The sequence below is a fragment of the Leptospira soteropolitanensis genome, assembly GCF_026151655.1.
Lineage (GTDB): Bacteria > Spirochaetota > Leptospiria > Leptospirales > Leptospiraceae > Leptospira_A > Leptospira_A soteropolitanensis.
On record NZ_JAMQPN010000001.1, the window covers coordinates 537,596 to 561,342 of the forward strand.

Here is a 23,747-nt window from a genome sequence, read left to right on the forward strand (position 1 = left end):
ATGTTAAGCCGAGTTGCTGAATCAGTTTTTTGGATGAATCGATATATCGAGAGAGCAGAAAACTACTCGAGGTTTATTGATGTGAATCATCAGTTGTCTTTGGATTTGAATGAAGAGGTTCCTAACCAATGGTTACCGCTTGTTCATACAACTGGTGACATTGAATTGTTTGAGAAAAGGTATTCTAGCCCGAGTCCTGTCAACGTCATACGTTTTATGACTTTTGATGAGGAAAATCCCAATTCAATTTTTCAATGTTTGTCAAGAGCAAGGGAGAATGCTCGTACGATTCGCGAAAATATTTCTACTTCCATGTGGGAAGTGTTAAATGAGTTTTACCTCTTTGTGAAAGATTATCGAAAAGTGCATTTGGAAAGTGCTGATCTACATGGAGACACACTTTCTATGGGGTTTTCTGAATTTTTGAGTACAGTTCGTAAAAGTTGCCAAAGTTTTTATGGATGTTCCGATGCTACCATCTCACATGACGAAGTCTGGAATTTTTCTTTGCTTGGAAGATTTTTAGAACGTGCGGATAAAACTACGAGAATTCTAGATATGAAGTATTTCATTCTTCTACCTTCTGTTCATGATGTAGGCTCTACTTTAGACTTACTGCAGTGGTTGTCTTTGTTAAAATCAGCATCAGCACATGAGATGTATAATCAAAAATACAAACGAGTCAATCCTAAAGATATTGCTGAGTTTTTAATTCTAGATGAAACCTTTCCTAGATCCATTTTCTTTTGTATTCAAGAGATGCAAGAGGCTTTGGAAAAAATCTCTGGAATTAAGGAAGGTTTACCTAGGAATTTAGCGCAAGATGCAACTACAGTTTATTTGAATCGTCTGCGATCAGAAAATATCAATTCCATTTTTGATAAAGGTCTACATGAATATTTGGATGATATTCAAATAGAGCTTAATCATATAGGTTCCAAAATTGTGGAACGTTTTTTTACAAACTAACTATGAGTATACGAGTAGCACTTTCCCATATTACAACTTATCAATATGATAAGTCAATTCGGCTCTCTCCGCATGTAATTAGATTAAGACCTGCACCACATACTAAGAATCACATCGTTTCTTATTCACTGAATATTCTGCCTGAACAGAAGTTTCTTAATTGGCAGCAAGATCCATTTGGCAATTATTTAGCTCGTTTAGTTTTTCCGGAAAAAACAAATATACTACAAGTAGCTGTAGATTTGGTTACCGACTTAAAAGTTATCAATCCATTTGATTTTTTTGTGGAAGAGTATGCAGAGAAGTTTCCATTTACTTATGATAAAATTTTAAAAAAAGAATTAACACCATATTTAAAAGTTAAAAAACCTGGAAAACTTCTCACATCGTACCTCAAAACGATCAATGTAGAACCAAGAAGAATTGTAGAATTTTTGGTTGCACTCAATGCAAAAGTTTACTCTGACATTGGTTATGTGATCAGAATGGAACCTGGAATCCAAACGACCGAATTTACACTATCATCGCGTATGGGTTCTTGTAGAGATTCCGCTTATTTGTTAGTTCAAATTTTGAGACATATGGGTCTTGCAGCCAGATTTGTATCAGGATATTTGATACAATTAAAAGCGGACGTAAAATCTCTCGATGGTCCATCGGGTACTGAATCTGATTTTACGGATTTACATGCATGGGCAGAGGTATATATTCCCGGTGCTGGTTGGGTAGGACTTGATCCGACTTCCGGTCTTTTTGCTGGTGAGGGTCATATTCCTCTTGCCGCAACTCCAGAGCCAGAGTCTGCGGGCCCAATTCAAGGTTTTGCAGAGAAAGCCAAAACCGAATTTTCTTTCCACATGAACGTAGAAAGAGTTTTGGAAACACCACGTGTTACCTTACCATACCAGGACGAAGAATGGGATCGCATCGTTCGATTAGGCGATTCCATTGACAAACGAATTAGAAAAAATGATATAAGACTTACCATTGGTGGAGAACCTACTTTTGTATCCACAGAAAATCGGGAAGCTCCGGAATGGAATTTTGATGCTTTAGGATTTGAAAAATATTCTAAATCAGAACAACTTATAAAGCGCTTAGGAAAACACTTTGCTCCGGGAGGTATACTTCAATACAGCCAAGGAAAATGGTATCCTGGTGAACCGATTCCTCGTTGGGCGATGATTTCTTATTGGCGAAAAGATGGTGAACCTATCTGGACCCACCCATATTTATTAGCAGATGATCGTTATACTGGTTCTGCAACTACAGATGATGCAAGAAGATTTATAAGTATTCTTGGAATTCATTTAAACATACCATCCAAATCAATTCATTCAGCTTATGAGGATAATTTATATTATCTTTGGCAAGAAGCAAATTTGCCAAGTGAAGTAGAATTAATGTTAGATGGTTTAAATACCTATGATAGAATGGAACGAGAACGAGTTTTAAAGGTGATCGATTCTGGTATACATCGTGAAGTAGGTTATACAATCCCACTTGATTATGATGCGTTCAGTCATTCTTGGATAACAGATGAATGGACTTTTAGACGCGGCAAGATGTTTTTAATTCCTGGCGATTCACCAATTGGACTCAGGCTTCCTTTGCATTCATTAGGTGGAAAATCGTATTATCCTTACCCAGAGGATCCGGCCGCTGCCAAACCTTCCTTGCCAAAAGCAAAGGAATTGAGTCAATCGCAATTATTTTCAACGAACTATAGTTATTCGATTGGTGGTTTGCATACAAGAACTGCACTCTGTGTAGAACCAAGAAATGGAAATATTAGAGTATTTTTACCTCCAATTCAATCACTCGAAGGTTGGCTCAGACTCATTTATGCGATCGAACAAACGGCTCTTGAAACGGATATACCAATTGTATTGGAAGGTTATGAAGCCCCATATGACTCAAGATTAAATCGTTTCAAAATTACACCAGATCCCGGCGTGATCGAGGTAAACTTTCATCCTTCTACTTCTTTTGGAGAAATCGTAGAAAAAACAAAAGTTTTGTATGACGAGGCCTACCAACTTCGGTTAACAGCAGAGAAATTTTTAATCGACGGTCGTCACTCGGGAACCGGTGGAGGAAATCATATCACGTTAGGTGGTGCTACTGTTACTGATAGCCCATTTTTAAGAAAACCTTCACTTTTACGAAGTTTGGTGGCATATTGGCAAAATCATCCCGGACTTTCTTATCTTTTTTCTGGAATGTTTATAGGACCTACTTCTCAATCACCGCGAATCGATGAAGCAAGAAATGATTCATTACACGAATTAAAAATAGCATTCCAACAAATAGATTCTAGTAGGCACACACCGCCTTGGATGTTAGATAGAATTTTAAGAAATATTTTAATTGATATTACTGGAAATACACATCGGACAGAAATATCCATCGACAAACTATTTGACCCTGGCTCATCTACCGGCCGTTTGGGGTTAATTGAAATGCGTGCGTTTGAAATGCCTCCCCATTATCAGATGAGTGTTATCCAACAAGCATTTATGATGGCCATTATTTGTAAATTCTGGGAAGAACCTTATTATGGTAATCCCATTAATTGGAATACTGAATTACATGATAGATTTATGTTACCATACTTTGTTTATCGTGATTTTAAAGAAGTGATTCAAGATTTGCAAAATAGTGGTTTTGGATTCTTGTCAAAAGACTTTGATCCATTTTTTGAATTCAGATTCCCTCAATATGGTATTTGTTATTTGGATGGTATGGAAATTGAATTACGAATGGCCTTAGAACCTTGGAATGTACTTGGTGAAGAAAATACTGCACAGGGAACTTCACGCGGAGTAGATTCTGCAACAGAGAGAGTGCAAGTCAAAGTAAAAGGATTTCATCTAGAGCGATATCGATTAAGTTGCAATGGTTACGAAGTTCCACTACAACCAACATCGGTACAAAATGAATTTGTTGCTGGGGTTCGGTTTAAAGCATGGTCGCCTGTTTTTACTTTACATCCACAACTCCCTGCACAGCAATCATTAGTGTTTGATGTTTATGACACTTGGAATCATAGAGCACTGGGTGGCTGCACATATCATGTTTCACATCCGGGAGGATTGTCATATCAAACGATCCCTATCAATGGATATGAAGCTGAATCAAGAAGGATTTCCCGCTTTTGGACTCATGGGCACAAAATAGGAAAAAGTCTACCACCAGTTCGTTTAGAAAATAAAGCCTTCCCATCAACATTGGATCTTAGGATGGTAACATTCAAATAGATGATGACTCAAGACCCTTTTCATTTAATCGGAAATTATAGAACCATCCCTGGAGTTTATGATGAGCTCTACGATGCAGAAGGTCAAATCCGGAACAAATATAAGTTCTTAGTTAAGTCATTCCAAGAATTAGGACCTGCGGAGTTATTGAACCGTAGGCGTGATACAGATCGGATCCTTAGAGAAAATGGTGTTACTTATAATTTATACCAATCAGACTCACCAGAAGCTAAGGAAAGACCTTGGGATTTAGATTTATTTCCTTTGGTAATGGAAAGTGAAGAGTGGCGTGTCTTAGAAAGAGGATTAAACCAACGAGCCGATTTACTAGATGCCCTTGTCAGAGATGTATACTCCAAAAGACGTCTGTTATACGAAAAAAAAATTCCTCCCGAAATTTTATTTAATGAATCTTCTTTTTTGCGCGCTTGTGATGGAATGTATGATTCCAATCATTTTCTAACAAAAAATCCTGCCCTTCTATTTTTTGTTTGCGATTTAATCAGAGCTGCTGATGGAAATTTTTACGTTTTAAATGATCGAGTACAAGCACCATCCGGCTCAGGGTATTCATTAGAAAATAGAATTGTATTGTCTCGAATTTTCCCAAGTATGTACCGCGATGCAATGGTTCACCGTGTTGCTGTTTACTTTCGTTCTCTTCGAAAATCATTGACTCAACTTGCAGGTGTTACTGGGCGAGAACCAGTCATAGTTCTTTTGACTCCAGGTCCATCCAATGAAACTTATTTTGAGCATGCATATCTTGCTGGTTATTTAGGTTATACTCTTGTCCAAGGCGAAGATTTAACGGTTAGAAAAAATAAAGTCTATATGAAGACTGTGGAAGGTTTGCAACAAATAGATTTGATTTTGCGAAGAGTAGATGATGATTTTATGGATCCATTGGAACTAAGAGGAGATTCTCTTTTGGGAGTTCCTGGACTTTTGGAATCAGTTCGCTCTGGACATGTAAAGATTGCAAATCCTATTGGAACTGGTTTTTTGGAGAATCGTGCTTTATTGCCTTTTTACTCAGATCTATGTCGTTTTTATTTAGGCGAAGATTTGATTCTGCCAATGGCACCTACTTATTGGATGGGAACACCTGATCACTTCCAATACGTAATTCAGAATCCAGAAAAATATGTTTTTAAAACAGTATCTCGTACTGATGAGGAAAAACCTGTAACATTTATTGAGCTTAGTGGAGAAAGAAAGGATTCATTTCTGCAAAAATTGAAATTATTACCAAATCGATTTATTGCGCAAGAAATGATTGCTTCTGCTACCGTTCCAGTGCTTGGTGATAATGGTTTTCGTCCAGGTCGCGCAATCATGAGAACATTTGTTTCTTCCTCTGGATCAGGATACCAAACAATGGCAGGGGGTCTCGTGAGAGTTTCTCCTTCTTTGGATGATTTTTTCATTACAAGCCAAAGAGGAGCTTGGAGCAAAGATCTTTGGGTTCTCGCAACTGAAACTCAAAAAGAAGAATCACTATTAGTTTCAAAATCCGATCAGGTCTTAATTTCAAGAAAAAGTGCAGGAGTTCCCAGTCGTGTTGCTGATAACTTATTTTGGTTAGCAAGATATTTAGAAAGATCGGAAAATCAAACGCGCGTCATACGAGAAGCAACTTATAAGATTTTACAAGTTGAAGATGGGTATGAAAGAGAATCATTAGAAAATTCTTTAAAATTGGTTACTCATGTTACTAACAGTTATCCTGGATTTATTGGTGATGACGCTGGTGAATTATTTTTAAATCCATTTCCAGAACTGCAACGTTTGACAACAGATCGTCACATAGTTGGAAGTTTAGCATTTCATTTAAAAAGTTTAGTAACTGCTTCTAAATCAGTTAGGGATCGACTTTCGGAAGATATGAAAAAGATACTCTTACATTTAGAAGATCAAACTAATCATGAAATTGAATCTTACGATCAAATTATCGACTATTTGCAAAAAATAGTAGTAAACCTGTCATCACTCACTGGTTTGTCCTTTGAAAATATGAGTCGAGAAGCTGGATGGTATTTTTTAAATCTAGGTCGTCGCATAGAAAGATCAATTAATATGATTTTGATGTTGCAAGGTATGATTCGTTGGGATAGTTTTCGCGACAAATCTTCTTTTGAAACATTTTTAAGGATTAATGATATTCGACTTACTTACAATAGACGTTACAGTGGTAAAATAGATCAGGAATCGGTATTAGATATTCTTTTATTTGATACAACAAATCCACGGTCTTTTGCTTATCAATTAGAACAAATCAATTCAGATATAAAATTTTTACCAGGGAAAGACGAAAAGGCTGTGTATTCGGAAGATCGAGCCGCACTTCAGCTATACACTCATTTTAAAATGAAAGATATTTCCCTATTTTTTGCGAGTGAAAATCCATTAGAGTCCGTTTCCATTTGGCTGGAGGAGTTACATACTTATTTAAAACTATTGTCCGAATCTCTTTCTTCACGGTATTTCAATTATACGGAAGAACAAACTAGAATCGGAGATGGCAATGGCTGATTTTAAAGTAATTCACAAAACTAAATATAGTTATGAAGATACTGTTGCCTATTGCCATAATATGGCTCATATGTATCCTTTGACATCATCGCATCAAGATTGTTTTAGAACACACGTCACCGTAAATCCTAAACCCGTGGTATCTTCCTTTCGAAGAGATTATTTTGGGAACCAAGTTTTTTTATTTTCAGTAGAGGATCCTCATCGTTCTTTAGAAGTAATAGTTGAATCGACAGTAAGAACCCACCAGTCACTTGGAATTGATTTATCTAAATCGACTCCTTGGGAAAATATATACTCATTGATTCATGAATCAACATTAGATGCTGATCTTTTGTCAATTGAATATATTCAACCTTCAGCGTTTATTGCAGCTAAAGAAAGTTATTCAGAGTTTGCTCGTATGTTTTTTACTGATGGAAAACCTGTTTTTGTCGCTGCTTTAGAGATGACTACGTATATCTATCAGACATTTCAATATGACCCAAAAGCAACTAGTATTAATACTCCTATTTATCAAGTCCTTAATGAGAGAAAAGGTGTATGCCAAGATTTTTCTCATTTAATGATAGCAGCATTACGTTCTCTACGAATTCCAACTCGTTACGTAAGTGGATATTTAGAAACGTTACCTCCACCTGGTATGCAAAAGTTACAAGGAAGTGATGCAACACATGCATGGGTTTCTGTTTATTGCCCTATTTTTGGATGGTTGGATTTTGATCCAACAAATGGAAAAATCATAACTGAGGAATATATTATCACAGCGGTTGGTCGAGATTATGCTGATGTTTCCCCCTTAAAAGGAATTTTATTTGGAGGCGGAAAACATAAGTTGAAAGTGGAAGTAGATGTGATTCGCGAACCAATATGAATCATTGTGATTTTAAGTGATTTATCCAATTAGGATTAGAATTTAAATCTTCATAAGTTTCACTAGCCAGAAAAACCAGCTGTGATATTCTATCATAAGGTAAACTTTATGATAGAATCCATTGTAGCATTTTCAATCAAAAATAAATTTAAGGTTATGGGTGTAACTTTGATTTTTTGTTTGGTCGGAATCATCAATGCCTTTCATTTACCTATTGACGCTGTACCTGATGTTACAAATGTTCAGGTTACGGCCGTTACATCTTCGCCAGCCTTGACACCCTTTGAGGTGGAGCAGTTTATTACCTATCCCATTGAATTAAAATTAAATGGAATTCCTGGTGCAACGGAAATTAGATCCATCTCTCGTGCAGGCGTAAGTTCTGTCTCTGTAATCTTTGAAGATGGAACAGATATTTGGTTTGCAAGACAAATCGTGAACGAACGATTGAAGTTAGTAGATGCGGAAATCCCTCCTGAATATGGAAAACCTGAATTAGCTCCTGTAGCTACTGCTTTGGGTGATATTTATGAATTTATTTTAACATCAGAAAAGCATGATGAAACAGAGTTACGCAGTTATATTGATTGGGATCTTTCTAAAAAAATAAAAAGTGTCCCTGGAGTCATCGAAGTAAATACTCTAGGTGGTTCTCTTAAACAATACCAGATATTAATCGATCCTAAAAGATTACAGGTACATAATTTAACTATATCTGAAATATTAGATAATCTAAAAACTGCAAACTTTAACACAGGTGGAGGATATGTTCAAAAAGACTATGAACAACTTGTGATTAGAGGCGAAGGTCAGTTCGAAGGAATTGACGAAATCAAAAGAGTCGCAGTAAGAACTGCAAACGATGGAATTCCACTTTTGCTTGGTCAAATAGCAACGGTAAAAGAGGGTCCAGCATTACGTTTTGGAATTGCAACAAAGAATGGAAAAGAAGTGGTTGCAGCAACAGTCATTATGCTCCTCGGTCAAAACTCTCGTAAAGTTGTTGGAGATGTTAAACAAAGAATAGAAGAGATTCGCTCAACACTTCCTGAAGGAATGAAAATCGAAGCATTTTATGACAGGTCTGAGTTTATCAATCGTGCTTTAAAAACAGTTTTTATTAATTTAACAGAAGGTGCCGTTTTAGTTTTTTTTGCTTTAATATTAACTCTTGGAACTGCTAAAGGAGGTATACTTGTTGCTTTAGCAATTCCAGTTTCTATGCTAATAGCTGTTATATTTATGAAATATATTGGTGTTGTTGGAAATTTAATGTCATTAGGAGCTTTGGATTTTGGATTGTTAGTGGATGGTTCCATCGTAATGTTAGAATCTGTTTTGGCAGGTTTTTATATAGGTAGAAAAAGATTTAACCGGCCGATGAATGAAGATGAAATAAAAAAAATTACCGATGAAATCATTCTAGAAAGAAGTCAAAAAGTAGCTAAAGCCGCAGCATTTTCAGTCGCTATTATTATGTTAGTTTATTTACCCTTGATGGTTCTTGAAGGGGTAGAAGGACGAATGTTTCGTCCAATGGCAATCACCGTTGCTTTAGCTCTTGCTAGTGCACTTGTATTTTCTATTACAGTATTTCCTGCAAGTCTTGCTATTTTTTATAAAAGACCTTTTATTCATAAGGCCCATGCTTGGGAGAAAATTGAAAAACAATATGTTCTACTTCTGAGCTGGGGGAGCCAAAGAAAACAAAAGATTTTATTATTCTCTTTGGTTTTAGTCATCGGGTCATTTTTTTTGGGAACTTTTCTTGGTTCGGAATTCTTACCAAGAATTGATGAAGGAGAAATTGAAATTGATGCGAAGCGTCTGCCATCTACTGCAATTGATTATTCCAAAGATTTAAACAAAGAAATTGAAAGAGTTTTAAAACCATTTCCTGAAATATCAAGTGTGGTATCTCGTGTTGGTCGGGGAGAGTCTGCAGCAGAGCCTTTGGGTACTGAAGAAACTTCTGTAATGGTAAAACTTTCACCAAAAAAAAATTGGGTCAATGCAAGTTCGCGAGAAGCGTTAATGAATGTTTTGAAAGACAAATTAATATCTTCGATCCCATCCACATATTTTAGCATGTCACAACCCATTGAAAATCGGGTGAATGCACTGCTTACTGGTTCGAAAGCAGATGTGGTTCTAAAAATTTATGGTGGTGACCTGCAAATATTAAAAACGCAAGCAGATAAGATGGCCACTATTCTGACAAAAATAGAAGGAACAGGAGATATACGGGTACAACGGTTATTAGGCCTTCCAATGTTACAGATAAATACTAACTATGATCACATGGCTCGTTATGGAGTTACCGCCTCTGAAATTTTGCGAACTGTTGAAATGATGAGAGTTGGTTCAACTGCAGGTAAAATATTTGAAGGTGCTAGGCGATATGATTTGGTTTTGAGATTAGATTTACAGGCTAAAGACATCGATACAGTTCGAAATATCCCTATCATGACTTCTCGAGGCACTACAGTTCCACTTGCGCAAGTAGCTGATATTGAAATTCTAGATTCTGCTTCAGCTATTTATCGAGAAGGGTTAAGAAGAAGAATTTTTGTAGAAGTAAATATTCGAGGGCGCGATCTCGTTGGGTATATCAATGAGGCCAAAAAGAAAACAGAATCCATTCAAAATACATTGCCGGAAGGTTATGAAATTGAATGGGGCGGTCAGTTTGATAATTTTCAACGAGCACGTGATCGGCTCGTGATAGTTGTTCCAGTAGCTCTAGCAATCATATTTTTTATGTTAATCGTCGCTTTTGAAAGTGTGTATTATGCTTTGGGCGTGTTTTCTGTAGTACCTCTTGCAGCGGCAGGAGGTATATTAGGTTTATTAATCCGTGGACTTCCATTTAGTATTCCAGCTGCAGTTGGTTTTATTGCAGTGAGTGGGATAGCCGTTTTGAACGGAGTGGTGTATGCTTCGACTTTAAAGGATGAGATTAAAACAGGAGCCAATGTTGAGAAAGCAGTTGTTACAGCAGGAATTCTATCATTACGTCCCGTTCTCACTACAGAGTTTATCGCAGCGATTGGTTTTTTGCCAATGGCCTTATCAACTATGGCAGGGGCAGAAGTGCAAAGACCTCTTGCTACAGTTGTCATCTTTGGTGTGTTAGTTGCCACTGCGCTCTCAAGATTAGTTTTACCTTTTGTTATGGAATCTCTGTTGAAATTGGATGAAAAAAGAAAATTGGTGAAAGAACAAAATCGAATCAGTCGAAGTTCTAAACTAATTCAAATCGATATTGGAGAAGATGATGAAGAATTAGAATTACATCCAAAAACTCCACGGAATAAAAAGTGAAACTAGTTTAGGGACTGGTTAGAAATATGAACTTTTGATTCAAAAAAAAGGGCTTTTCAAGAAATCGATTGTGATTTTGCCCCCATGTGGTAAGAGGAATGCATTGGGAGGCGGGTTCAGTTCCCCTCCCTCTATCGGGCGGGGATACTAATATTCGCAGTTTCCTACTTTACCCTATTTTTTCCTTCCATTCTTCTTCTTTAAATCCTACTAAATACCAACCATCGCCTACAACAAATGGCCGTTTCACCAAATTACCGTTGTTAGAAAGCTCTTTATAAATTTGATCTTCCGTGAATGTGGTTAATTTTTCTTTCCAATTTCCTTCACGATAATCTTTTCCTGATGTATTAAAAAGTTTTTTAATATCACCTAAGTATTGTTTTGCTTTCTTGAGTTCTATGACCGAAGGGGGATTGTCTCGGATAGGGACTTGTTGAAAATCCACTTTTTTTGATTTTAAATATTTAAGGGCATTGCGGCAGGTACTACATCCGGAATATTCGTAAACTTTAGGGTTGGAGCGACTCATAAGACTGATTTTCTTACTTACGATTTTTGCGGAAACTTTTTATTGGGATTATGTTTGTCCAAAATAATGTTCGCTTGGCACCGCACACAACTTTGCAATTGGGTGGCGAGGCGAAGTACTTCATTTCTATAAAGACAATCGAAGATCTTACGCAAAGCTTAGATTTTTGCAAAAAAGGAAATTTACCTTTTTGTATTTTAGGTGGTGGATCGAATACAATATTTCGGGATTCTGGATTCCCTGGGGTTATTATGAAAATGCAAATCCCTGGCATACGTTGTCTAGATTCAAACGATGATTATAGCATCTTTCAAGTTGGTGCTGGCGTAATTTGGGACGAATTTGTGGATTTTTCAGTAAAACAGGGATTAGCTGGAATTGAGTGCCTGTCTGGAATCCCTGGCTCTGTAGGTGCCTCCCCGATTCAAAATATTGGAGCTTACGGTCAAGAAGTCAAAGATTCAATTTTAGAAGTAGAGTGTATGAAATCTTCCGGTGAGATCATAACCATCAGTAATAAAAATTGTCTATTTCGCTATCGAAATAGTGAGTTTAAATCCGGTATCTATAAAGACTTTATTGTAATATCGGTTACATTTCAATTTTCCAAATCCGCACCACCCTGTTTACGTTATCCGGAACTGCTGTATGCATGGGAAAAAGCTAACCCACTTAATTTTAAAAATGAAAAATCTAATCAAGAATCAAGAATCCAACAAATGGAAATGGTTAGAAATTTGGTAATCCAACTTAGAAAAAAAAAGTCAATGGTACTAGATAAAAATGATCCAAACACTCGTTCTGCGGGATCTTTTTTCACAAATCCTATCCTTTCGGATTCTGAAGCCGAACAATTCTTAGAAAATGCCAAAAAACAGGGTTTTGAAAATCCGCCAATATATTCGGAATCACCAGGGTATAAAAAACTCTCGGCGGCTTGGCTAATCGAAAACTCCGGTATTCAAAAAGGTACCAAATATCCTGGCGGGGTCGGTATCTCAGATAAACATTGTTTAGGTCTAATCAATATAGAGGGTTCAACTTCAGCACTCCTGGAGATGGCAGAATCTGTTAGACAGCGCGTATTAGAAACATTTTTTGTTCGATTGGAAATGGAACCTGTCCTAATACCATAAAAAAGATTTGGTAATTGTCGATATTACAAAGAGAATGGGGATGAAATGAACTCGAAACTTAAAAAATACCTGGTTTTATCGGGATTAAGTATTTCCTTACTATTAGTTTTGGCCTTGATTGGTTTTTTCGTAGTTGATGAAATTAAAGGAGGAGCCGTCGGCGATGGTCAAAATAAATACGAACTGATTATTGATCCAGGTGAACCTTCATCGAGTGTGGTACGTGAGTTAGCTGCTGCAGGTATGATTAAGTCATCGGTATATTTCAATTACCTAATGAAATTCACGAGGGCCGGAAACAAAATTAAACAAGGTGTCTATGACATCAATGACGGTATGAGTTCTCGTAAAATTCTAGACGTTATCATTTCTGGAAAAGTAAAACTAATTACTTTCACCGTGCCAGAAGGATATAACAATCGTCAGATTGGAGATTTATTGGTTTCAAAGAAACTCGCTATTTCACGAGAAGAATTTTTGAAAGTAGCACAAAGTCCTGCTTTGCTTACAAAATATAACATTCCTGCAAAAACTTTAGAAGGTTATTTATTTCCTGAAACCTATTCGGTTCCTTTGAATTATCCTTTGGAACGAATCACTGAAATGATGATCAAACGTTTCTATAAAAAAATAGAAACCATTCCCGAGGCAAAAGATATTAAACCTGCGGATCTTCATTTTAGAGTAGTCCTGGCTTCCATAGTGGAAAGAGAAGCTGTGAGAAAAGAAGAAAGACCTATGATGGCAGGTGTATTCTTAACTCGAATTGAAAAAAATATTAATTTAGAATCTTGCGCTACAATTCAATATCTATTTGATAAACCTAAAAAAAGGCTATTTGAATCTGACCTTAAGATTGTATCGCCATACAATACTTATATCAATGGTGGATGGCCACCGGGACCAATTTCAAATCCAGGCTTACCAGCGTTAGAAGCAGCTTTCAAACCAATGAAATCGGATAAGTTGTTTTTCCTTTTAAAACCTGATGGCTCTCACTATTTTTCTTCCACTTTCAAGGAACATTTAGAGGCAAAAAAGAAATTTATAGATGTTTTATATCAATAAAGTATAAATCTCATTTTAGTTTTGTTATGGATTTGGTTATCTAACTAATGGATGAAAACATAGTTGAACTCAATATTGCAATAGGTGGGATTTCTAAGGAACTTTTGGATGTGCAAAAGGCCTTAGATGCCTACCGAGAAAAACAAAAACGTAAAGAAGCTATCGACGAAGAGGCCGTAACGTTTATCACAAAAGCAGAATTAGTTATAGAAAAAGCTGAGAATGGAGAACTCCAACTAACTTCAGACCAAATTCGACGTATTAAAAGTAACTTAGTAAAAATTTTAAATCGAATCAAGAAATAACGTCTTTAACCAAACCTTCATAGAACCTTCACCAGCTTGTCATTCCACTGTAACAAATAAGATGCATATTTACCTCTAGCTAGAGGGAGAAGTTTTGCGAATCCCTTTCGGGAAGGCCCGCTAGCGAAACAAATTCGAGTTTTTCGAAAGAGGATTTCAAATGAAAAAAATTATCAATAAAGGCCTGGTGTTGGCTCTCATTGCAATGATGGGTGTAATAGCAGTCAATTGTACGAAAGAAAAGAAAGATGACACACTTTTACTTGCTGCATTGTTATTTGCAAACCAAGGAATTGCTGGTTCTGACCTTTGTGACGGTGTTGGTGTTCCTGCTCCCACGCAAGTGCTTCAAGGAACTATTTCTACTGCGGTGACTGTTAGCGGTTCAGCCATCTTAAAAGGGACTGTGAACGTAACTAATGGCGGTTCCTTAACGGTTTTACCAAAATCCGTGATCTACGGTGAAAGAGGATCTTCTCTTTTCATTTTTGAGGGCGGAACTTTAAAAGCGGAAGGAACTGCTTCACAACCAATTTGTTTCACTTCGGCGTCCGTTGTTGGTCAAAGAGCACCCGGCGATTGGGGTGGGATTGTTGTTATAGGTAATAGTAACGTTATTGCCAACGGTGGTAATACTAAAACTGAAGGTACCACTAAGCAGACTTATCCTGGGACATTAAATGGTGTTGCAAAGTTAAAATATGTAGTAGTTGAATTTGCTGGAAACGAAGTGGCACCGGGTGATGAGCTGAATGGAGTTTCAAGCTATGCGGTTACCCAAGATAGTAGTTACGATTATGTTCAAATTCACAGACCATTAGATGATGGATTTGAATACTGGGGTGGAAATATAAATGCAACTCATTTAATGGTAACTGGTGGACTGGATGATGACTTTGATGTGGACGAAGGATTCCAAGGATCACTCACTCACCTAATAGGAGCTAAATATCCAACTTCTTGTGGTGGAACATTTTCGTCTGACCCCAGAGGATTTGAGTTAGATGGTAACGCTGCTGCTGGAAATCCAGGAACTCCTTCTAATCCGACAATTTCAAAATTTACTTCCATAGGGCAAGAGATTGCTGGAAGTAAAGGTTTAACAGTGAGAGACCGACATACAGGAAATTTTTCTAGTGGATTAGTTTACGGTTATCCAACTGCAAACTTTGAATGCACAACAGCCGGAGCCACAGGTTCTTGGACAAATATTAAAGGCCAAGCCGGAAAGGGTTCCTTGACCGTTTGTGGTGCAATGGTCGACAACGCAGAGTTAACTTCAGTTCCAGTTGTTTCCATTGGAAGTATAGCTAATTGCGGAACTGGTGATAAACCTGATTTCACAACTTCTTTCGGCGATGGTTCCCTCGGTGGTGGATCGGTTGCAGAAGGAAAATGGTGGGACGGTTGGACTGTTTACAGAAGTAAATAGTAACCAAAGGACAATTATTTCACTTGAGACTCTGGTAGATTACCAGAGTCTTTTTATTTATGAACCAATTATCAATTATATTCATCATTACTAGTATTCTTTTCAATGTTCATTGTAAAAAGGAATCTGCGAAACATTCAGATTTTCCAAAATCAGAAACAAACCCTCGATTAGTTGAAAGCAAAAAGACTATTGAATTTAGGAGAACCTTAAACACGGAACTTTCTGGATTTAAGACTTTGAATGAAGCAGTTATTAATATGCTAGATGAAGTTTGTATTCAGAAAAAAAATCATTCCAATCTCAAATCAATTTTGAGTCAAAAAGAAAAGGATTTTATCCTATATCCAAATATATATGGAAGTGGGACATCGTTAGATGTAACACCATTAGAGGATTATGACAAATTGATTCATTCCTTTGAAAATCTAGCGATTCAAAAACTTTCCAACTTGAAAATCAAAAAGTCTGACTTCAAAAGTTTAAAAATTTTTACGAAAAGTGTAAAACCATATGGTAAGGCAAATTTTCATAAAGTAGGTTTAATTACGTTAAAAACAGAGGGAGGTGAAATTGAAATTACGGAAATTAAAAGTGTAATTGAATTGAATGGGCGTTTTAAAGTGGCAATTATCTCTCCTTGAATTATTACAATTTCGTAACATAAAATTAAACTTCATGTAATGGAATTGATTCCTCTTTAAATTTACCTACAGACCTCATAAATAATTCTCTCCTCAGAGATTCATTTATGAAACATTTTATCACTTTTTTGCTGGGTACTATTTTAATTTCTACAACTCTAACTGCCCAGGCCACTGGCTCAATCAGTGGTGTCATTATCGATTCTGAAAATGGGGAAGCAGTTTTTGGAGCTACGATCGTAGTCCGCTCAGAGAAAAAATTCGCAAAAACGGATTTTGACGGCAAGTATTCCTTAGCATTACCTCCAGGATCTTATGACGTAGAATTTCAAATGTATGGTTATGGCCCCCAAAGACGTAATATTACTGTGTCAGCAGGTAAAAACCAATCAGTCAATGTAACCTTTGGTGCTCAAACATTAGAGACCGTCGAAGTAAAAGATAGGTCTCTCAATAACACGGAGTCAGCCATGTTGGCTTTGCAAAGAAAATCAGCTGGAGTTTCTGATGGAATATCTCAAGAGGCAATTAAAAAAAGCCCTGACTCGAATGCAGGAGATGTTGTTAGAAGGGTAACAGGTATTACACTCGTCGGAGGGAAGTATGTATTTGTTCGTGGGTTAGGAGAGAGGTATTCAAATACAGTTTTAAACGAAGTGTTAATTCCTTCCACAGAACCTGATAAAAGGGTAGTTCCCCTCGATATATTTCCTTCTACGATGATTAAAAATATTAGAGTCCTAAAAACTTTTGTACCCGAAGATCCTGCGGAATTTTCAGGAGGACTTGTTAAAATTGAAACGCAAGAATACCCAGATTCTTTTCAAATGAGTGCTGGCCTTGGTATCGGTCGAAATATGAATACAACTGGAAAAGAGTTTAAAACCCTGGACGCAGTTGATTTTTTAGGTCGTCCTAATTCAGATTATAAACTTCCTGGTATTGTAAATTCACTTCCATCCACTATGCCGTTAGAGCCTGGTAATCGTTTTGGTGGTTTGCCACCGGATTTTGTTAATTTAGCCGCCACATCTTTTAATCAACAATGGACACCAGATACGGGAAAAGCTGGTTATGATAAAAATGTTAACTTTTCTGTTGGTAATACTTTCAAATTAACTGAATCGGGACAAAGATTGGGTATACTTTTCGGAGTGATGAAAAGTGAGGAATATAGATTTAAAGATGAAAAATCAGGACGTTACATAAGAAACAACATTGGTGGAGTTGAATTAAAAGAAACTACCTATCTGCAATCGATCCAAACCCAAGACTCAAAAATATACAATAAAGATACAAATTTTGCAACAAATTTGAACCTCAGTTATGAATTAACAAAAGGACAACAAATATATTTAAAGAATTTGTATACTATTGCTTCCGATACGATGGTAAGAGATTCATTTGGGCAAAATTTCATTGATAGCTTTGATTTTATTTCTCAAACAGGAATGGTTACTTCTAGAGGATTATTCAATACAGTGCTCGGAGGAGATCATGCTCTCCAATTTGGAAGTATGGCAAGGCCTCATAAAATTGAATGGAATCTTGCGTATGCTTTGGCAAATAGAGACGAACCAAATTTAACTCAACAAGTTTGGAGAAGGGCTAACCCAGCAAATTTTACAGAACCATATTTCAAATTAGGTAACAATCCTGATGGTACTCGTTTTTTCTCAACATCAGAAGATACAGTTCGTCAGGCAAATTTGAAGTACACAATACCGTTCGAACAATGGAATGGATTGAAGTCCGAATTGAAAGTCGGTGGAATGGCCTTAGATCGTTTCAAAAGTTTTTCTTTTAGGGAATTTGGAAATAAATCAAATATTGGTACACAGACCGCTGATTATTGGCCAGTTCCAGGAGAAATTGGTTATAATCCTACTCAGTACATTCGTAATTCAACTGGTGTCGCCAATAAAACATTCTCAGAGCGGCAAATCGAACAAAATGCCTACGACGCCGAACAAAAACTCCATGCACAATTTGCGCAAGTGGATATGCCACTTATGCCAAAATTAAGATTTGTTGGTGGTGTTCGGTTTGAGGATTCATTTCAAAAAGTAAAAACTTTCAGAACGCGAGATACCGCGTCACTTTCAAACGTAGATTATGGCTGCGACATTCAAAATGAAGATGTTAGAGTAGCACTAATCCGATCAAATGTATGTAACCAAGACAATAACGGAATAGGTGTTCTCAGAAACCAAGATCGACTTCCTTCTGCCAATATGGTTTGGGAAATGCACAAAGATATGAATCTTAGATTTGGTTATACTCAGACATTGACTAGACCAGATTTAAGAGAATTATCTCCTTTTGGATTTACCCCTTATTTTGGCGCAGACCGTATTTTTGGTAACCCGAATCTAAGACGTAGTTATATTCATAATTATGATGTAAGGTATGAATATTATATAACTAATACAGATTATTTCGGGATTGGCGCGTTTTATAAGCATATGTCTAACCCGATTGAAATGGTGGGCTTACCACGAGCTGGTGGGATTAGTTTTAATTTTTCTTATACAAATGCAAAGGAAGCAACTATTGAAGGAGTCGAATTCGATTATAGGAAAGAATTTTTTGATAAGTTCAGAGTAGAAACAAATGTGTTCTTAATTAAGTCACATGTTCAAGTAATTCCTTGGGAAAATATTACTTTTATTAGGGCTGGTATAGTTGATAGACTAAATCAGACTGCAACTTATGACCCAACAAATATTTCTCGGCGATTGCAAGGTCAATCTGACTATGTCTTTAATTTGAAATTTGATTATTTCTTAACTTCGAAAAAGAATCAAACATTGGGTGTTTATTATAATTTCTTCGGAGACCGAATCTACTCCGTGGGAACAGATGGAAATCCCGATGCTATTGAAAAAGGTGTGGGTTTGACGGATATCGTGTATACATTTAAACATGATGATCGATTAGATTTCAAAGCTGCAGCTAAAAATATTTTTGATACTAGATTTAAAGTATACCAAAGAAGTGAACTTACTGGAGAAGATTTACTCTTCTATTCATATAGAATGGGTGTAACTTTCACAGTAGCGGCAACTTATAAATTTTTCTAAGTTTTTCTTCTAACCTCGCTTTTGCGGGGTTTCTTTCTCTATGTCAGCTAGTTATAAGTTTTAAACATTCTTAAACAAATTTTTTCCTAAAAGCCCTACCCAAAAGGTGGGGCTTTTTATTTATGAACCTTTTGAAATTATATATTTTAATTCCAGCCACCAAACCCCGCATCTGCGGGGTTACGCCCTATTTCCCCTCTGGATTTACGATAATCGGTAATCCATCTTTTCCGTTTGGAACAAATATCAATTTATTATTCGGATTCTCCATCGCTTTCAATTGAATGTATTTTGGTGTTAAGGATTCAGAAATCATTCGTTGCGCTTTGGCTTGTGCTTCCGCTTCAATGAGTACGGCCTTGGCTCTACCATCTGCCGAGATCTGTTGGATTTCAGCGTCTCGTTTTGCAATATTGATTTCGAACTTCATTTGTTCTTGTTCTTGTTGTTTGGTGAGTTTACTTTCAATCGCTTTTAAAATGGAAGGGCTATACTCCACATCATCAATAATGACATCATCGATTTCGACATGTTTGTCTTTTAGTTTCTCTGCAAGAGATTTTTTGATCTGTGCAGAAACGTTAGGTGTTTCTTTGGAAATCGAAACCATATTGTAAGCAGATAAAATATTTCGTATTGCAGTTCGAAACTGAGGTTTAACTACCTTTTCATAATAATCTCTGCCAATCTCCATTTCTAGTTCGTAGATTTCATTTTGGATCGGTCGGATGATGATCGCTGCACTAACGGTGATGGTTAAATCATCTCGAGTTAATACTTCTACCTTTTCTTGGTGACTCGTCCATTGGATGGAGTATACGTATACGCTATTCCAAGGCATGTAAGTTTGCACCCTGGATTCCAGAGGTTTCTGGCTAAGTCCTGTGCTATAGGGTCTCCACATGAGTCCTACCTCTCCTGGACTGATGATAGACAAACAAGATACAAATGAAGAAAGGCTCACACCCAAAAAAACAAGGAACTGGAAACTGTTTGGAAAAATGGATCGACGTTTCATAGTTAAACCATTAGACTAAAACAGATGTTACCATTTCTATCCAGTCGATTTTTTATTCCTGTGAAGTTCTTTATCATTTTTTTGGCAATCGTCCATTTTGGTGTATTCTGTATGGAGGATGAAACCGTTGTCAAATCCCCAATGAGCCGAGAACATCGGCTTTTCCTCGCTGTAGAAAAAGGAAACTTAGAATTAGTAAAAGAACTTTTGGCTGAGGGAATTTCGATCAATGCTAAGGACTCCTTAGGCAATTCCCCTCTTATCAAAGCCGCTGACGAAGAGGATTTAGACATGGCAAAGTTCTTAATCGAAAAAGGTGCTAATGTCAACCTACGTAATACGACAGGAGAAACCGCACTCTACCGCGCGGTGTATCGTGGAAATTTGGATTTAGTAAAACTCTTAGTAAAAGCTGGTGCAGAAACCAAAGTGAAAACCGTCGGTGGAGTAAGTCTTTCCGAACTTGCTGACGAACGAGGAGAAGAGGGAATCTTACAATATTTAAGTTCTTTGAAAAAATAATTAGATGAAACGATTTGGTTTACTAGAATTTCCCCATTACTCTGACCTTCGACTTCAGCTGCTATTTCGCAACTGAAGTTGTATGGACAAGTTAAGTTTTTCTACCGATTCATTTCCACCAAGGTCTCAAAAAGGATCTTAGTCCCAAGTTCCAAATTATCAACTGTCATATTTTCATTTTTTCCATGCATTCCATCAATGTCTTCCGACTTGAGAACTGCAGGAATCAGACCGTATGCTTTGATCCCTACACGTCTTAAATAGGAATTATCAGTTTTTCCAGGTGAAAGAAAGGGAGTTACCGTACTATTTGGAAATTTATTTACGGAAACCGCTGCCAAGGTGCTAAAAAAGCGAGTATTGATGGGTGATACATCTGTAGGATTGATATCAGTAAATGTAATCTCAGCATTGTATTTGGCAGCGATGGTTTTTACCTGATTGGCAAATTCCTCAATATTGACACCAGGTAGAGTGCGAATGTCCAATCTTCCTGAAGCTTCGCCTGCTATGACATTCTCTCCACCTTCACCTTCTGTGGTGCGAAATCCTGTAATAGACTTTGTATTCGTAGTCATGGCAGTCAGGTGGCGATTGCTTCGTATGGTTCCATGTAACAAAGGTTTAATGATTGGGTTTCTTGCATTTTTCAAAAAGAATGATTTTGGAAAAGAACTGATTGTTCCTAGTTGGTAAAAGAACGCATCAGTTTCTTCTGTGATACGAATATCAGATTCGAGTTCTCTCACTTCATTAAAAAATTGAATTAAGGATAAAGCTGGATATTGTGTAGGGGGAGAAGACCCGTGTCCACTGGTTCCCTTAATTTTTGCTCTTAACCAAATATTTCCTTTTTCCGCATATTGAATGTTAAAGATTGTGGAACCAGGAATTACAATGTCCCTTGTGGCGACTCCGCCTTCATTGATGGCATATTCATATCCCTCAAAAACTTGTTTTTGTTTGGAAGTCATATACTTTCCACCTAACTCCGATCCAGATTCTTCATCGGCCAATGCCAAATACATAATTTTTCTGGTTCTTGGAATTCCTGATCGTTTGATTTCCAGAAAGGCAAGTAATTCCATAACCGCCATTCCTTTCATATCTATAGCACCTCGTCCCCAAACTCGCCCATCGTTTACAGTGCCGGAAAGAGGTGCCATTTTCCATTCACGAGGATCAAATTCGACTGTATCCAAATGGTTTGCTAGGATAATTCCTGGCTCTGGATTGGGAACCGTGGCTGGTAATTCCGCAATTAAATTGGGTCGTGTGGGGTATTTGGGATCATAGACAAAACGAGAAGGGATTTCTTCTTTGGTAAGGATTCCTTGGATGTATTTTGCCACTTGGATTTCGTTTCCCCGTACGGAAGGGATCTTTAGAAGATCAGACAAAAGTTTGACAGCCTCGGTTCTACGGGCTTCCCAATTTACTTTCGGGTAAGATTGTTTCAGTTCTGCATATTTAACTTTTTGACCGAACGAACATTGTAATAAGAAACCGATCCCCATTAAAAACGAAATGAAAAATTTCATGAAACTTTTCCCCTTCTTCCGAAAAGAAGAGAATCATGGATTTCCAAACTTGAAAGAAAAAACTGAGTTAAATTTTTCGTAAAACCAATCTCACAATGGCGGCCTTTCCTCTATGGAACGGACTTTCATTCAGTTCAATCTCCAAGGCTTCTTCATATTCAACACTCATTTCTGAAAAATCCATCCGTAAATCTTTTAAATGGTAGAGCATATCAGGATCTTTGGGACCACCTGATGTATATTGCAATTGGTCAGGCGAAAATGCTTCCAGTAACAATATACCACCAGGTTTCAATGTGCGAACACAATTCCTGTGAATGGTAGTGCGAATTGATTTATGAAAATGGCAGTAAATCAAAGCAACCATATCCATTTGATCAGGAGCATAAGGATAATTCAAAGCATCTGAAATTTCATAATGAAAACTTACGTTTTTTTCTTTAGCAAGGGCAGTTGCCTTTTCTTTTCCAGATTCTGATTGATCAAATGCAAAAACATCCCAACCAAGACCTGCAGCAAAAACAGCATTTCGTCCTTCACCTTCACAAGGAAAAAGGATTCTTCCTTTTTTTAAATTTGGTAAACGAGTACGTAAAAAATCATTTGGATCTTTTCCGTAGACATATTCTTCGCTCGCATAACGTTCATTCCAAAAAGTTTTAGAATACATACTGACCTGCTGTTTGATTTTTTTAGTTAGATCAGCATATACTAAATTTTCAGAATCAGAAATCCTTTTTCAATAGAAATGCAGTAAATCTTTTGCGGATTCTCTTGGAGTGTGAAACCTATTGAGCTCTGAATCTGGATTTGGATATCCCATGCTCAATCCCAAAATCACTTTTTCCTCTTTGGGTAACTGAAGAGCACTTCTTACTACATCGGGAAAGGCACCAAGGGCTGCTTGAGGGCAGGTGCCTAAACCTTCCTCTCTGGCTAACAACAAAACAGATTGGAGAAAACATCCTAAATCAATGCCAACAAAAAAGTTTAGATCGAACTTAGATGTGATAAAGATGGCAGTCGGAGCTCCAAAGAATTCAAAGTTTCGAAGCATAAACTTGTCTCTTGCTTCTTTGTCTTTTCTATCAATTCCTGCGACTGCATAAATTTTCATACCTAAATCAAACATTCGTTTTTTAGCATCACTTGGGTAAGATTCTGGCCAACTGGTTTCTGGCCGTGGAGTAGACTCCATTGCTGCTTTTGTAAGCGCTTCTGCTAAATGGTCTTTTTTATCTCCACTCGCAATATGAACCTTCCAAGGTTGAGAGTTTTTCCAACTGGGGGAACGTAAGGCTTTTTCGAAAATTCGTTTCAGGACTTCTTCGGGAATAGGTTGAGACGTGTATTCTCGGATACTATGCCTGGTTACTAATGCTTCTGTGATAGAGGCAGCTTTTTCATGAATGGAAATCGATTCAGAGTTCATTTGAATTCTCCTAAAACACATACATACCAGTCGGTATGTATTGGCAAGAATTTTTCATACATACCAGTTGGT

At 37.1% G+C, this 23,747-nt stretch carries 17 protein-coding genes; 12 read left to right on the forward strand and 5 right to left on the reverse strand.

The window, feature by feature from the left end:
• From ND811_RS02615 to ND811_RS02635, 5 genes are all read left to right on the forward strand, one after another.
• Positions 1 to 969 (forward strand): alpha-E domain-containing protein, encoded by a 969-nt coding sequence (locus ND811_RS02615; RefSeq protein ID WP_265350500.1) that lies wholly within the window; start codon positions 1 to 3, stop codon positions 967 to 969.
• A 2-nt stretch (positions 970 to 971) separates the two neighbouring features.
• Positions 972 to 4,229 (forward strand): transglutaminase family protein, encoded by a 3,258-nt coding sequence (locus ND811_RS02620; protein ID WP_265350499.1) that lies wholly within the window; start codon positions 972 to 974, stop codon positions 4,227 to 4,229.
• A complete protein-coding gene (locus ND811_RS02625; protein WP_265350498.1) occupies positions 4,230 to 6,764 on the forward strand; it encodes a circularly permuted type 2 ATP-grasp protein in 2,535 nt (844 codons plus the stop codon).
• Positions 6,757 to 7,638 (forward strand): transglutaminase family protein, encoded by an 882-nt coding sequence (locus ND811_RS02630; protein ID WP_265350497.1) that lies wholly within the window; start codon positions 6,757 to 6,759, stop codon positions 7,636 to 7,638. Before ND811_RS02625 ends, ND811_RS02630 begins: the two co-directional genes overlap by 8 nt.
• Before the next feature lie 108 nt (positions 7,639 to 7,746).
• Positions 7,747 to 10,962, forward strand: coding sequence for an efflux RND transporter permease subunit (locus ND811_RS02635; protein ID WP_265350496.1), 3,216 nt, complete (start codon positions 7,747 to 7,749; stop codon positions 10,960 to 10,962).
• Between the two features lie 169 nt (positions 10,963 to 11,131).
• On the opposite strand, the gene ND811_RS02640 is transcribed toward ND811_RS02635, so the two are convergent.
• Positions 11,132 to 11,494, reverse strand: a complete 363-nt coding sequence (locus ND811_RS02640; RefSeq protein WP_265350495.1) for a Spx/MgsR family RNA polymerase-binding regulatory protein — start codon at positions 11,492 to 11,494, stop codon at positions 11,132 to 11,134.
• 50 nt (positions 11,495 to 11,544) lie between these two features.
• Between ND811_RS02640 and ND811_RS02645 the strand changes: the two genes are divergently transcribed.
• From ND811_RS02645 to ND811_RS02670, 6 genes are all read left to right on the forward strand, one after another.
• The gene (locus ND811_RS02645) at positions 11,545 to 12,630 is read left to right on the forward strand and encodes a UDP-N-acetylmuramate dehydrogenase (RefSeq protein WP_265350494.1); all 1,086 of its coding nucleotides are present in this window, start codon (positions 11,545 to 11,547) and stop codon (positions 12,628 to 12,630) included.
• 45 nt (positions 12,631 to 12,675) lie between these two features.
• Entirely contained in the window at positions 12,676 to 13,698 is a 1,023-nt protein-coding gene (gene mltG, locus ND811_RS02650; protein WP_265350493.1) for an endolytic transglycosylase MltG, read from the forward strand.
• A 47-nt stretch (positions 13,699 to 13,745) separates the two neighbouring features.
• On the forward strand, positions 13,746 to 14,003 hold the full coding sequence (locus ND811_RS02655; RefSeq protein WP_238735193.1) for a hypothetical protein: 258 nt from the start codon (positions 13,746 to 13,748) through the stop codon (positions 14,001 to 14,003).
• 160 nt (positions 14,004 to 14,163) lie between these two features.
• Positions 14,164 to 15,435, forward strand: coding sequence for a hypothetical protein (locus ND811_RS02660; RefSeq protein WP_265350492.1), 1,272 nt, complete (start codon positions 14,164 to 14,166; stop codon positions 15,433 to 15,435).
• A gap of 239 nt (positions 15,436 to 15,674) precedes the next feature.
• Positions 15,675 to 16,079 carry a hypothetical protein gene (locus ND811_RS02665; protein WP_265365509.1) on the forward strand — a complete coding sequence of 135 codons (405 nt, stop codon included), beginning with the start codon at positions 15,675 to 15,677 and terminating at the stop codon, positions 16,077 to 16,079.
• 107 nt (positions 16,080 to 16,186) lie between these two features.
• Positions 16,187 to 19,162, forward strand: coding sequence for a TonB-dependent receptor (locus tag ND811_RS02670; protein ID WP_265350490.1), 2,976 nt, complete (start codon positions 16,187 to 16,189; stop codon positions 19,160 to 19,162).
• Positions 19,163 to 19,349: 187 nt separating this feature from the next.
• Here ND811_RS02670 and ND811_RS02675 read toward each other — a convergent pair whose 3' ends face one another.
• On the reverse strand, positions 19,350 to 20,180 hold the full coding sequence (locus ND811_RS02675; protein ID WP_265350489.1) for a prohibitin family protein: 831 nt from the start codon (positions 20,178 to 20,180) through the stop codon (positions 19,350 to 19,352).
• 24 nt (positions 20,181 to 20,204) lie between these two features.
• Between ND811_RS02675 and ND811_RS02680 the strand changes: the two genes are divergently transcribed.
• Entirely contained in the window at positions 20,205 to 20,702 is a 498-nt protein-coding gene (locus ND811_RS02680) for an ankyrin repeat domain-containing protein (protein ID WP_265350488.1), read from the forward strand.
• 101 nt (positions 20,703 to 20,803) lie between these two features.
• Here the strand turns inward: ND811_RS02680 and ND811_RS02685 are convergent, their stop codons facing one another.
• From ND811_RS02685 to ND811_RS02695, 3 genes are all read right to left on the reverse strand, one after another.
• Entirely contained in the window at positions 20,804 to 22,243 is a 1,440-nt protein-coding gene (locus ND811_RS02685) for a M20/M25/M40 family metallo-hydrolase (protein WP_265350487.1), read from the reverse strand.
• 67 nt (positions 22,244 to 22,310) lie between these two features.
• Complete coding sequence (locus ND811_RS02690) at positions 22,311 to 22,913, reverse strand: class I SAM-dependent methyltransferase (protein ID WP_265350486.1); 603 nt, start codon at positions 22,911 to 22,913, stop codon at positions 22,311 to 22,313.
• 69 nt (positions 22,914 to 22,982) lie between these two features.
• Positions 22,983 to 23,675: a nitroreductase gene (locus ND811_RS02695; RefSeq protein WP_265350485.1), complete on the reverse strand. Its 693-nt coding sequence runs from the start codon at positions 23,673 to 23,675 to the stop codon at positions 22,983 to 22,985.
• Positions 23,676 to 23,747: the final 72 nt, after the last annotated feature.